The organism is Glaciecola sp. 1036 (assembly GCF_050306235.1).
GTDB lineage: Bacteria > Pseudomonadota > Gammaproteobacteria > Enterobacterales > Alteromonadaceae > Glaciecola.
The window spans coordinates 434,384-448,063 of record NZ_JBLWFH010000003.1 but is presented as its reverse complement, the minus strand read 5'-3'; the positions used below and the strand labels follow the sequence as shown (position 1 = coordinate 448,063).

The following is a 13,680-nucleotide window of genomic DNA, read 5'->3' as shown; positions in this document are numbered from 1 at the left end:
ATGCTAACAAGTTAACAATAAAAGTAATTTACTATAGGTGCAAGCTAGTTAAAGAGGATTTAGACGATAGTTGGTTACATCGAATTTAACGAATATTGCCTATTCAAAATCGCCATCAGGGTAGAGTCTGCTACCTCGCCAATTTCATGATAAGCAGGTCCTGTAGGCTCCAACAATAAATAGGTGGTTTGGTTTTGCTGAATCGTTATCTGATCTGGCGTTGCAGGTAACGGAATCCCAATCAAGGCATGCTGCGGCAATAACACCATAGTGATATCAAGATTTTCGTTGTAGCCCATTAAAAGCGCTGCTAATAAGGTTGACTTACTATCACAATCCCCACGATTCATTTTAAGTAACTCAATAGGCGATAAAAATCCTGCTCCATTGGAGGTGATTCTATTTTCCAAGTCATCGTAAGGAATACTTTGAATCCAACTTAATGCAATATTGATAAATTCTCGTATGTCTTTGGGTTGTTTTTGAATACTTTTTATCGCCTCTACCACGGCGGTTAGAGCAGGAGCGCTTTGACGGGCGAAGTGACTATGGTCGTAAATAATGCCTTGTTCCCCAACTGCATTCTGGTGCAAGGTAAATCCATTTTTTTCTAAAAACTCAGATTGCGCCCCTTGGCTGGCAGCTTTTAAGTTTTGCATTACTTGATTCACTTGTTCGTCACTTGGACCTTGTACATTAAAATCAAATCCCTCGTTTAAGCGTCTAATATTGACTTGTATTCCCTGTGCTTGAGCATCGCGTGAGACAGCCATTAACGCCATATAGATTTCTTGCTGCATCATGCGATTGCTGAATCTAATGGGGGTTTCCGGTACTTGCATTAAGGTGTCACGCGACAACACAAAGGACAAGTTATAAATGTTATTCTTAGCTTTCCAAGCATAGGCAAATTGAAGATTGCCATCTTCATTGGTGCGGGAAAAGCTAGTTTGATTTGCCAGAGAATTTTTAGCCACTAGAAAGGAAAAAGCACAAATGAGTATTAGAGCAATAACTCGGTTCAACATAGTCAAGGCTCCTTATTGCATCTTAATATTTGATTTATTGGTGGTTAAACCAATCCAAGCTTTTGTGCAAACTAACAACACCACCGACAATGATCAAGGTTGGAGGCGCAATTTCATCTAGCCGAGGATCGTCTAGTATTGTTGACAAAGTAGCGGTAACTACTTTTTGAGTATTTCTGGTGGCATCTTGTACTAATGCAATCGGGGTTGCAGCACTTAGACCATGCTCAATGAGGGATTTACAAATAATCGGTAGTCCGGTAAGTCCCATATAAAATACAATCGTTTGATTCGGCTGAGCCAGTGCTTGCCAATTTAAATTGATGCTGTTGTCTTTTAAATGGCCGGTGGTAAAGACTACGGATTGCGCGTGGTCTCTATGGGTTAGAGGAATACCGGCATAACTAGAGGCTCCACTGGCTGCGGTAATGCCTGGGACCACTTGAAAATCAATGCCATGGGCGATCAGCGTTTGAATTTCTTCTCCGCCTCTACCAAAAATAAAGGGATCCCCCCCTTTTAATCGGACCACTCGTTGTCCATCTTTGGCTAATTTAGCCAGTAGTTCATTGATATCCTTTTGTGGAATACTGTGGTTGCTTTTCGCTTTACCTACATAAATTTTCTCAGCGTCTCGGCGCACTAATTCTAATATCTCGTCAGAGACTAAACGGTCATATACAACAACATCGGCTTTTTGCATTAACCTAAGCGCGCGAAAGGTTAATAAATCAGGATCACCGGGACCTGCGCCGACCAAGTACACCTGACCTTGGGTTCTTTTATTTTGTTGATAATCAACGAGTCTTTGCTCAAGCTGTTGATCGGCCAGCGCATTATTCCCATTAAGTACGTTTTCTCCAACGTCGCCATCGAGAATATCTTCCCAAAAATAACGCCGTTGTGTCACTGAACTAAGGGCCTGTTTTACTCGCATTCGCCATTTTTCTGAAAATTTTCCTAAACGGCTTAGATTGTTAGGGATTAAAGATTCAAGACGTTGACGCATATAGCGCAATAGCACGGGAGCCACTCCGCCGCTAGAAAGCGCAATGACGATGGGATCTCTGTCGACGATTGAAGGCGTGATAAATTTACACAGAGGCGTATTGTCTACCACATTGACCAGAATATTTTGTTCATGCGCCAAATCATGAATATCTTTGTTCAACTGTTCATCGCTGGTGGCAACAAATATCAGGTTTTTACCCTCGATATCCGCTTCACTAAATTCTTTTTCAATCAACTCAACCTGAGTTGACGCTGATAGTCTTTTTACCGTATCACATACCCAGGGCGCAACTATAGTAATCTTGGCTGGGGTTTTTAAAAGCAGTTCACACTTGCGCGCAGCAACTTCTCCAGCCCCTACAATTAGGCAGTTTATATGTTGAGCATCAAGGAAGATAGGGAAGTAATTCATGCTTAAAAAGAAGTAAGGCCAAGTGTCATGGGTAATATTATGACCTTGGCCTTAGAAGTTATAAACAATAAAAATCGACTTTTATATAATTAAATTTACTGAAAGTTTGTTTTTATCGTTTTTTGGGTGGTTTATCGCTCCACGGACGAATATTCAATTTCTGTCCAGCTACACGTGCTTTTGATAGCACAGCTTGGGTTTCTTTAGGCATACTTTCTGGCAAATCTACCAAGGTATAGTTTTCATGTATATCAATGGCACCAATATACTGACTGCTAATATTGGCTTCGTTCGCTATAGCACCAACGATATTGCCAGGTTTTACGTTATGCACATAGCCAACATCAAGTCTAAATCTTTGCATGCCTTTTTCTGGCTTGCCTCTTGTGCGAACACTTGGCTTACGATCGCCATTGCGAGGGTTCTTACCGCCGCGGTCACGCTCTCTAGGTCGTCTTTCTGGACGATCATTTTTCATTGGCGCATTTAGGTCTTCGCTTTTTTCTTCGTCCAATAATAATGGCTCGTCACCTTGTGCAACCTTGGCTAATGCGGCCATGACGCGCTCTGGTGTGACTTCGGGATTTGCAGCCAATGCATCTTCTACAATAGATTCAATCATTGGAACATAATCGCTCAAATCACCTTCATTCAGTACATTTAATACGTTGCGTTTAAACTTATCCAACCGAGTTTCATTCAACTGTGAAACAGATGGAATCTGCATCTTTTCGATGCTTTGTTTGGTGGTCTTTTCAATAGAGAACAACAAACGTTTTTCACGATTAGAGATAAATAAGATTGCATCTCCAGAACGTCCAGCACGACCTGTACGCCCAATTCGGTGTACATATGATTCAGTATCGTAAGGGATATCGTAATTGATTACGTGACTAACACGTTCAACGTCTAGCCCTCTAGCGACTACATCGGTAGCAACCAAAATATCGATAGCACCATTTTTTAAACGCTCAACAGTACGTTCGCGGGCATTTTGTGGAATATCCCCGTTTAATGCTTCAACATCAAAACCACGGGCACTTAATTTATCTGCCAATTCAAGAGTAGCGGTTTTGGTACGTACAAAAATAATAACACCGTCAAAGTCCTCAACTTCCATGATACGAGTCAAGGCTTCTAACTTATGATGAGGCGCAACCAAACAATAGCGTTGCCTAACCGTACTTGCAGTAGTTGCTTTAGCGGCAATTTTCACTTCTTGCGGATTGGTTAAATAACGATTGGTAATCTTTTGAATTGGCGCAGGCATTGTGGCTGAGAACAATGCAGTCTGACGTTCTTTCGGCGCATGGGATAAAATAAGCTCAACGTCGTCGATAAAGCCCATTCGCAACATTTCATCGGCTTCGTCTAATACTAAAAATTTTAGATTATCAAGTTTAAGTGTTTTACGTTGAATATGGTCAATAACACGCCCCGGTGTTCCAACCACAACTTGAACGCCACGCTTCAACTGACGAATTTGATTATCGTATGACTGACCGCCATAGATAGGCAATACTTTAATCTTCTTTGAAAAACTGGCGTAAACTTGAAACGCCTCGGCGACTTGGATAGCCAATTCGCGAGTAGGAGCCAACACCAACAATTGCGGATGTTGATCGTCTGGATTAATGTTGGCAAGCATAGGTAAAGCAAAGGCGGCAGTTTTGCCGGTGCCCGTTTGGGCTTGTCCCAGAAGGTCATGACCTTGTAACAATAGTGGGATACTTTGTGCTTGAATTGGAGATGGCTTTTCATAGCCAACTTTTTCTAATGCTTGTAATATCTCAGGGGGTAGCCCTAAGTCTGCGAAAGTCATATCGACAGAGTCGCTCATAAATTTTCCTGATAACAATTGAAATGGGGCAAAGCAGAGAGGATGCGAACGCCGTATATTCGATATATTATACGTCATTAAATCTATATATACCATTAAACTATTGGGGTATGTTATGGTTTAATGCGATTATTACTGGTATTAATACACCACACGCTTGTCACTAAAAGGAATGAAGTATGCAAAGCGAACAAAATCTCGCAACATCTCGGACGATAATTTCCAAATTTATCAAAGGATTATCTTTAAGTGCTTGTTGTTTGTTTATGTGGGCTTGTGCTGAAAAAAGCGCAGAAGAACACATAGAGCAAGCAAATGTATTCTTGCAACAAGGCGATAACAAATCTGCCATTGTTGAACTCAAAAACGCAGTTCAACAAAATCCCTCTCTCCCCGTAGCTAGATTTGAACTAGGCAAAATATATCTTGATATTAAAGACTTTGAATCAGCAGAAAAAGAATTGTCCAGAGCGTTAGAGCTTGGTTATAGCGCATCTAAAGTCATTCCTTTGTTATCTGAAGCTTACCAGCGCACTGGTGCAAATGTTGCGCTTTCAGAGCTTGACTTAGAAACCTCTGAATTAACATCTGCTGAAAAGTTGGAAGTAGGATATCGAAAACTCCAATCTTTATTGCAACTGGAAAAAAATGAAGAAGCGCAAAGTTTAATTGAAGAATTGTTGGCGCTAAATTCCGATACTGTATACAAGGGCTTAGTTGCCGCCATTAGTAAAGTGATAGAGCGCGATTTTGTTGGTGCTTTAGAGACTGCTGAAAGCATGCGTGAACGAGCGCCACTGAATCGGGACGTTCTGAATTTTACCGCGCGCATGCACATTATCAATAATCAACAAGAAGAAGCAGCCAAGGTATACGAAGACTACATCAGAGTTGCTCCTGATGATGTTGAGATTAAATTCGCTTTAGCCAATATGTTGGTAGAACAAGGGCAAATGGAAAAAGCCGAAAAGTACATTGACGAGTTAATGGAAATTAACAATCAAAATGGACTTTTAAATCAACTAAAAGGTGTGGTGAGAGCTGCTGCTGGCGATCATGAACAAGCCTTAACCTTTAGTGAAACTGCAATCCAAAACGGTCGAGTAGAACCTACGGTGAGATTAGTTGCTGGTTATTCTGCTTTTCAATTAGGTAGATATGAAAAAGCAGTTCAGCATCTTTCCTATATTGCCGAATTCTTGCCCGATAACCACCCTGGATTGAGAATTCTAGCAGCAAGCCAATTGCAGTCGAACATGGGCGATCAGACTCAAGAGGTGTTAGCCCGTGTGGATCCGAAAGTTGGAACTGACGCTTCGCTATTTTCACGCGCTGGGTATGAATTATTAAAAGCTGGTGACGAAGAAGGCGCTAAAAAGATAATAGAGCAAGCTGAGAAGATCAGTGAAACTGCGGATGATTTGACCCGTTTAGGTATTTTAAAACTTTCCTTAAACGATATTGAAGGTATGATCAATCTTGAGGATGCCGTCAATAAAGCGCCTGAGTCGGTAACTGCTAAAACTACGCTTGCCACGGCCTATTTGGCTACCAATCAATTAGACAAAGCTATGGCTTTGGCTAAAGAGTGGCAATCAACTGCACCAGCAGACGTTGAAGGTTATTTGTTACAGGCGGAAGTTGAACAACGTCAAGAGAACTACCAAGCAGCAGCGCAAACGTTGGAAAATGCAGCCTCATTGGATGATGCTAACGACAACGTATTGGCCGCTAAAGTACGTCTACTCTTAAGACAAAACAAAATTGATGATGCTCTTGCAGCCACTGAAGAGCTTCTTGCAAAAACGCCAGCGCATTTAGTTGGTCTTGCTAGTTACTTTGCGATTAATGCGCAAAAGGGTGAAGTAGAAAAGGGCAAGCAAAAATTATTTGAGCAATTAAAAGCAAATCCAGACAATAAAGTAATTAAATTACTTGCCGCTAGAGCTTCCTTAATTACTAATAAAGTAGATGAAGCTCTAGAAGTGCTTTCTACAATTGAAGCAGATAAAGAAGCCCCGGCGCAATATTGGCCGTTAAAAGGTACTGCGTTGTTGCGATCTAATGCAGTCAATGAAGCAGAGGCTCATTACAATACTTGGTCTAAGCTTTACCCTAATCAGGAAGCCGCAGTTTTAGGTTATATTTTAGTTTTAGATAGTAAATCTGAGTACCAAAAGGCCCTGGACAAGGCGAACGAATTTTTAGCCAAAGAAAATAACCTTCAGGTTAATTTTGCTCGCACTTATTTGTTAATTATGACTAATCAATTTGCTGAAGCGAAAACTGCTTATGAGAAAATTGATAACAAATACAAAGAGCTTCCATTCTTGAGAGGCATTCAGGCGCGCTTACTATTAATTGATAATAAGCCGTCAGAAGCTGTGCCACACGCGGTTGCAGCCTATGAATCTAATAAAGGTATCAAAAACCTGTTAGTCTTGATTCAAGCCTATGAGCTTGCTGGTCAGCCAGATGAAAGTTATGAATTAATTAAGCAGCATGCGGTAGAATTTCCGAATGATGTGCGCAACTTAATGTTGTTGGCCGAGCGTCAAATTGATAAAGATCAAGAGGAAGCAATTGCCACCTACAATAAGATATTAGAAGTAACACCCAATAATTTTGTCGTGTTAAACAATTTGGCTTATTTGGAAATGGAAAAGGGCGATCTAGCTAAAGCTGAAGTTCTGGCAAAGCAGGCCTTAGATATTCAAGCGGATAACGTTGCCATTGCCGATACTTATGCACAAATTTTAGTAAAGCAGAGTCGGATCGAAGATGCACTGGAAGTTTATAAGCGTGTGATTACAGACAATACTCGAAATGAAGAGATTCTTTTGAACTATATTGAAGCATTGTTGCAAAATGGTGATTTAGTAATTGCTGAACGACGCTTGGAACGAAGCAGTTTTACAGCCGCAGAATCTAAAGCACGAATTGATTCACTAAGACAAACTTACAATTTATAATTCCAACTAAATGTTAGTCAGCTGGCCCAGTCTAACCTGGGCCAGTTTTGGTTTGGAACCCCTTTAAATGATCAAAAAACTTCATCAAGGTCTGATTAAGCTTAGACACAATAAGGTGTTTGAGCTTTTCGTAATTACCGTGATTATAGTGTCTGCACTTGAGATTGGTGCTAAGACTTACCAATTATCTGAAAGTGCCGTGCGCTTTACATTGTATCTGGATGTGTTTATCACAGTGTTTTTCCTCGTGGAAATTCTCATTAGGTTCATTGCTGAAGAACGCAAAAAAGACTTCTTTAAATCAGGGTGGAATATTTTCGACACGCTAGTGGTGGTTATTAGCCTGATGCCTATGCAGGATTCAGAAATGGCGCTCTTAGCGCGATTGGTGCGAGTCTTTAGAGTATTAAGGATGATTTCCATCGTCCCTGAATTGAGGGTACTGATAAATTCATTATTTAAAGCACTTCCTCGGCTGGGTTATGTTGTACTGTTAATGTTTATTATTTTCTATATTTACGCTGCAGTGGGTAGTTATTTGTTCCATGACATTAATCCCGTGTTATGGGGAAACATCGCCATCTCTATGTTGACCTTGTTCCGTGTGATGACCTTTGAAGATTGGACAGACATTCAATATGAGACCATGGATGTTTATCCCATGAGTTGGATTTATTACATGACCTTTATATTCTTTACCGCGTTTGCTTTCTTAAACATGGTGATAGGTATAGTGGTTGGGGTAATGGAAGAAGAACACCTTAAAGAGCGTGAAGCTGAATTAGAAAAGAAAAACATTGGCAAACCTACGCTAACCGACCTTCAACAGCAAATTGCGGCTCTGAGTGAGCAAATCAGTCAATTACAAGCTAGTCAAATAGCTTCAGGCAATAAAAAAGCTGGCGAATAGCGCCAGCTTTATATTCATTTAACCTTTGATTAAGAGTTTGAAGATTGAACAGGCGCTGGTGATAGGGCTCTGTTAATGTCTACAATGTCTTCTTTAGTCAAAGTACCCGCAGATTGTTTTAGCGTAACAATTGCTTGAATAAAGTTATATCTAGCATCAGCTAAATTTCGACGAGCATCAAACAGGTTTCTTGTGCTGTTTAATACGTCTACGATTGTTCTAGTACCCACATCAAAACCTGCTTCAGTAGCGTTTAATGCACTTTCTGCAGATACTACAGACTGTTCTAGAGCTCTGATAGTAGAAATAGCTGCTTTAACATCGTTAAATGAACTTCTTACTAAACGTACTGTTTGACGGTATGTAAGTTCTAAGTTTTCACTTGCGACAATGTAATTTGCTCTGGCTCTTTTAGTTTGCGCTGTTGTTGCGCCACCTTCATATATAGGCACATTTAAGCTCAGTGTAATGCTTCTGTTATCCAATGGATCAGGATCGTTCACACGGGTTTCAATTGGCAAGCCAGTATCTGGGTCGATACCGTCCAAAGATGTCTCGGTTTTACTATCGCTTCTAGAGTATGAGCCGCGTAAACCTAAGCTCGGATAGTGACCAGACTGAGAAATATCGATATCTTCTTTTGCAATATCACGAGCAAATCTTTGCGCTAACAAATTAAGGTTAGCTTCTTCTGCTGTAGATAGCCATGAAGTCACATTATCTGGGCTTGGTGGAACTGCCGAGAACTTACTAGTATCCAAAATATCAATTCTGTCATGATATTTACCGGTGATTTCACGTAACTCTTCTAATCGTAGTTCTAACAAGTTTTCAGCTCTGATTTGACGAGCAATGGTATTATCGTAATTGGCTTGTGCTTCGTGTACGTCAGTGATCGCTGTAAGACCCACTTCAAATCGTTGTTTTGTTTGTTCTAATTGACGCTCAATAGCGCGAAGTTCTGCTTTTACAAACTCAACGTTGTCTTGTTCTCTAAGCACAGCCAAATAAGCGGTAACTGTTCGGCCCATCAAATCCTGTAAAGCAGCACCTAGGCTAGCATCACTTTGTTGTGCAACGATTTCTGCTCGGTTTAAATTTAACCAGTTAGAGTGGTCATACAGTGACATGTTAAGGTCAAGACCATAACTCAAGCTGCTGGTGTCAACGTCACCACTGATTTGGATAAATTCAGTTTCGCTAATCAGCTGTTGGTCAACGATTTCACGGCTTGAATCTGTATAACTAACAGAACCACTAATTTGCGGCAGTAAGCTTGCACGGCTGATATCAATACCAGCATATGCTGCGTCTTTTTGTGCTTCCGCACGGTTAATAAGCGGATCATTTTCTACAGCCATTTGATAGACGGTGAGTAAATCATCGGCAAAAGCTGAACTTGACAAACTAATGCCAAGGAAAATGGAAACAAGCGTTTTTTTCATCCGATAAAGCCCTTATCAATATTCTAATTTTTTAACATTAAGGTCATTTTAAAACAATCAAGCGTTACTTAGTATCGCAAGCCTGTATCAAATTTGGTTTAAGTGTAACAGAATATGTGAAAAACTCTGATTTAGATTGCTCAAATATGAAATTTCGACAGATTTTCGTTAAATTAAGTAAAATTAAACTAAGATCGCAGTGAAAGGGAGCCAGTTTTCATGCAAGAGTTAGGCAAAGATGATGTGAAGGTTATTAACAAGGAGTCGCTACATACTGGTTTTTTTAAAACTAATTTATATCACGTCCAACATAAAAAGTTTGATGGTAGTTGGACACCAGTATTTACCCGTGAAGTGTTTGAACGCGGGCATGCGGTGGCTGTATTACCTTATGATCCTGAGCTTGAAGAATTTGTTTTAATAGAGCAATTTAGGTTTCCTGCCATGGAAACGGCTAAAACTCCCTGGCAGTTAGAAGTGGTTGCTGGCATTATCGAACCAAACGAATCCTATGAAGAGGTGATTCACAGAGAAGCTAAAGAAGAAGCGAATCTGGTGTTGGATAAAGTGTTTGAAATACCGAGTTTTTTAGTCAGTCCAGGTGGCACCACTGAACGCATTTATGCTTATATTGGCAAAGTCGATGCGTCGAACGCTGGGGGCGTACACGGACTAGATGAAGAAACAGAAGATATTCGTGTGCATAGAGTATCAGAGGCTGTTGCGAAAGAATGGTTATTGTCGGGGAAATTAGAAAACGCGACAGCAATAATCCTGCTACAATGGTTCTTTTTAAATAAACAAAATATTCTGGATGCATGGGCATCTTAAGTTGGAAGTGAAGTGAAACAGCGATATGTACCACATTTACCTAGTATTCTCTCAATTTGTGAGAATAACTATATGTGCATGTTAAAGCTGTTGCCTGATTGTGACACAGAAGATTTGTCTTACCAGTTTATTATTAACGGCGCACTGGAGTATCGCATTCAAATTTTGGAATCTACGCCCTATACAAGTACGCTTACTATGGCGCAAATAACATCAGGCACACCTGCGTTTTTGCGCCCTGCGATGGTCATCCGAATGTATCATGATGCAAAAGTTGCTGAAGTTTTGGAAACGCAGCGAGTGAAACGCCTAAAGCCAGTGTATGAATACCCCAACTTACATATGCATCAACGAAATGAAAAATTTATGACCAACTTATTCTTAGCAGAATGGCTAAAATTCTGCATGGATAATAACGACAAGAGCATAAGACAAAATCAGTCTTCAAATACACAGAATTAATACATGCAGCATATTATTTATTTACATGGGTTTTTAAGTTCCCCCATGTCTGAAAAAGCGCGTCAGACTCAAGCATTTTTTAAAAAACATTATCCAAGCATAAATTTACATGCGCCCCGATTGCCCGGAAATATTGATCGTGCGGTTGACATTATTGATTCTTTGGTTAAAACATTACCAGCGAACGAGCTAAGATTTATTGGCAGCTCTATGGGCGGATTTTTATCCAATTATTTTGTTGAAAAATATGGCGGTAAAGCTGTCTTAGTTAACCCAGCTGTGGAACCTTTTCGATTATTAGTAGACTATATGGGGAAGCACATTAACCCATATAGCGGTGAAGTTTTTTATATAACGCCAGAAAATATTAGTCATTTATACGGCTACTACAGTGAGCAAGTTAAAAAGCCAGACAATTACATGGTGCTACTGCAAACCGGTGACGAAACTTTAGATTACCGTACAGCTGCAGAAAAGTTTCGAAATAGCCATTTATATATAGAACAAGGCGGCGATCATAGCTTTGTTGATTATCACCAATGGCTACCAAAAATAATCGCCTTTTTGCGCTAGTTGATTATTGCTCGGAACAAGTCCCCTTGATACTATTGAGGGCTATTAAAGGGCAAATATAAGTCCTGATGTCACTGCTGTTCGCTAGCTGAAAACAAGCTTAACAATAAAGAAAAATAACTATGACAAGCCAATATAATTCAGATGCCATTGAAGTCTTAAACGGGTTAGAACCGGTAAAGCGACGCCCCGGAATGTACACAGATACCGCGCGCCCAAATCACTTGGCACAAGAAGTCATTGATAATAGCGTGGATGAAGCTTTAGCGGGTCATGCGAGCAACATTAAAGTGATACTACACCTAGACCATTCTTTAGAAGTCATAGATGATGGTCGTGGTATGCCAGTGGACATTCACCCAGAGGAAAAAATATCTGGGGTCGAATTGATCATGTCCAAACTCCACGCGGGTGGTAAATTCTCAAATAAAAACTACGAATATTCCGGTGGTTTGCACGGCGTTGGTATTTCGGTAGTAAATGCGTTATCGAATAAGGTCGAAGTAACCGTAAGACGTGATGGCCAAGTTTATGAAATGGCGTTTGCTGACGGTGATAAAACCCGCGAGTTAGAAGTCGTCGATAGCTGTGGGAAGCGCAATACTGGAACACGGGTACATTTTTGGCCAGATCCCAAATATTTTGATTCAGAAAAGTTTTCGGTAAGCCGCTTATTGCATCTTTTGAGAGCCAAGGCGGTGTTGTGTCCAGGTTTGAAGATTCGCTTCGATAATAAACAAACGAAAGAAAGCCAAGAATGGTATTACGAAGACGGCTTAAGAGATTATCTATATCAATCAGTCAAAGACAGTATCACGATTCCTGAGGACACGCCTTTTGTGGGGCAATATTCGGGTAACGGGGAAACTGCAGATTGGGCGGTCATGTGGTTGCCAGAAGGCGGCGAGATGGTCACCGAAAGTTATGTGAACTTGATTCCAACTGCCCAAGGCGGTACTCACGTTAATGGTCTCAGACAAGGTTTATTAGATGCCATGCGAGAATTTTGTGAGTTTAGAAACTTATTGCCGCGCGGCGTCAAAATTACCGCTGATGATATCTGGGATCGTTGTGCCTACATTCTTTCTACCAAGATGCATGATCCACAGTTTGCGGGACAAACCAAAGAAAGACTGTCTTCACGTCAAGCCTCTGCTTTTGTTTCTGGCGTAGTGAAAGATGCCTTTAGTTTATGGTTAAACCAACACACTGATGTTGCAGAAGTATTAGCGGAAATGTGTATTTCAAATGCACAACGTCGCCTACGTCAAAGTAAAAAAGTCGCACGTAAAAAGGTCACTCAGGGGCCTGCATTACCAGGTAAATTAACCGATTGTTCGACGCAGGATACCTCGCGCTCTGAATTATTTTTAGTCGAGGGTGATTCAGCCGGTGGTTCTGCTAAACAGGCGAGGGACAGAGAGTTTCAAGCCATAATGCCACTGCGCGGAAAGATTCTTAACAGCTGGGAAGTGGATTCTTCTCAAGTATTGGCGTCTCAAGAAATTCACGATATTTCAGTAGCCTTGGGCATAGATCCAGATTCTAGCGATTTATCCGATTTACGTTATGGAAAAATCTGCATTCTAGCCGACGCTGACTCTGATGGATTGCACATCGCCACCTTATTATGTGCGCTCTTTGTTAAACATTTCAGAGCTTTGGTAGATGCTGGTCACGTGTATGTGGCTATGCCACCCTTATTCAGAATTGATATAGGTAAAGAAGTCTACTACGCCTTAGATGAAGCAGAAAAACAAGGGGTACTTGATCGTATTGAAGCTGAAAACAAGCGTGGCAAAGTGAATGTTCAGCGCTTTAAAGGTCTTGGTGAAATGAATCCACTACAATTACGTGAAACTACCATGGATCCCAACACGCGACGACTGGTCCAGCTAACTTCCGAAGACGCTGAAACCATGCTTGAGCTTATGGACATGTTACTAGCGAAAAAACGTTCCTCAGACAGAAGAGCTTGGCTCGAAAGCAAAGGAAACCTCGCGGTTATTGATTGATTGGTGATTAAACCATAAATTGACAATGGTAAACCATAAGCTGACAAGGATTTAAGCATAAGTTGACAATGCCAAACCAAAAGCGATTGAAAAAGAAAATGCTATCATTTTTGGTGGTTATATTCTTTATTATCATTCAAATAGCAATAGGTATTTTAATCCCACAGAGTGTTTATCCATA

10 protein-coding genes are annotated in these 13,680 nt (G+C 40.7%); 6 read left to right on the top strand and 4 right to left on the bottom strand.

All coding sequences use genetic code 11. The features are described from left to right. Positions 1 to 74: 74 nt before the first annotated feature. From ACNKW3_RS06965 to ACNKW3_RS06955, 3 genes are all read right to left on the bottom strand, one after another. Complete coding sequence (locus tag ACNKW3_RS06965; protein WP_427398561.1) at positions 75 to 1,028, bottom strand: hypothetical protein; 954 nt, start codon at positions 1,026 to 1,028, stop codon at positions 75 to 77. A 34-nt stretch (positions 1,029 to 1,062) separates the two neighbouring features. Next, a complete protein-coding gene (cysG, locus tag ACNKW3_RS06960) occupies positions 1,063 to 2,451 on the bottom strand; it encodes a siroheme synthase CysG (protein ID WP_427398560.1) in 1,389 nt (462 codons plus the stop codon). A 112-nt stretch (positions 2,452 to 2,563) separates the two neighbouring features. Then, on the bottom strand, positions 2,564 to 4,291 hold the full coding sequence (locus tag ACNKW3_RS06955) for a DEAD/DEAH box helicase (RefSeq protein WP_427398559.1): 1,728 nt from the start codon (positions 4,289 to 4,291) through the stop codon (positions 2,564 to 2,566). Positions 4,292 to 4,470: 179 nt separating this feature from the next. Here ACNKW3_RS06955 and prsT point away from each other — a divergent pair, with 179 nt between their 5' ends. Both prsT and ACNKW3_RS06945 read left to right on the top strand, forming a co-directional pair. Beyond that, entirely contained in the window at positions 4,471 to 7,263 is a 2,793-nt protein-coding gene (gene prsT / locus ACNKW3_RS06950) for an XrtA/PEP-CTERM system TPR-repeat protein PrsT (RefSeq protein WP_427398558.1), read from the top strand. A gap of 67 nt (positions 7,264 to 7,330) precedes the next feature. Further along, a complete protein-coding gene (locus tag ACNKW3_RS06945) occupies positions 7,331 to 8,173 on the top strand; it encodes an ion transporter (protein ID WP_427398557.1) in 843 nt (280 codons plus the stop codon). A gap of 29 nt (positions 8,174 to 8,202) precedes the next feature. On the opposite strand, the gene tolC is transcribed toward ACNKW3_RS06945, so the two are convergent. Then, complete coding sequence (gene tolC, locus ACNKW3_RS06940) at positions 8,203 to 9,618, bottom strand: outer membrane channel protein TolC (RefSeq protein WP_427398556.1); 1,416 nt, start codon at positions 9,616 to 9,618, stop codon at positions 8,203 to 8,205. Positions 9,619 to 9,837: 219 nt separating this feature from the next. Between tolC and ACNKW3_RS06935 the strand changes: the two genes are divergently transcribed. The 4 genes from ACNKW3_RS06935 to parE all read left to right on the top strand — a co-directional run bounded on the left by ACNKW3_RS06935 (position 9,838) and on the right by parE (position 13,499). Further along, complete coding sequence (locus ACNKW3_RS06935; RefSeq protein WP_427398555.1) at positions 9,838 to 10,449, top strand: NUDIX domain-containing protein; 612 nt, start codon at positions 9,838 to 9,840, stop codon at positions 10,447 to 10,449. 12 nt (positions 10,450 to 10,461) lie between these two features. Then, the gene (locus ACNKW3_RS06930; protein ID WP_427398554.1) at positions 10,462 to 10,911 is read left to right on the top strand and encodes a DUF1249 domain-containing protein; all 450 of its coding nucleotides are present in this window, start codon (positions 10,462 to 10,464) and stop codon (positions 10,909 to 10,911) included. Between the two features lie 3 nt (positions 10,912 to 10,914). Further along, positions 10,915 to 11,484 carry a YqiA/YcfP family alpha/beta fold hydrolase gene (locus tag ACNKW3_RS06925; RefSeq protein ID WP_427398553.1) on the top strand — a complete coding sequence of 190 codons (570 nt, stop codon included), beginning with the start codon at positions 10,915 to 10,917 and terminating at the stop codon, positions 11,482 to 11,484. A 122-nt stretch (positions 11,485 to 11,606) separates the two neighbouring features. Further along, positions 11,607 to 13,499: a DNA topoisomerase IV subunit B gene (gene parE / locus ACNKW3_RS06920; RefSeq protein WP_427398552.1), complete on the top strand. Its 1,893-nt coding sequence runs from the start codon at positions 11,607 to 11,609 to the stop codon at positions 13,497 to 13,499. Positions 13,500 to 13,680 lie beyond the last annotated feature (181 nt).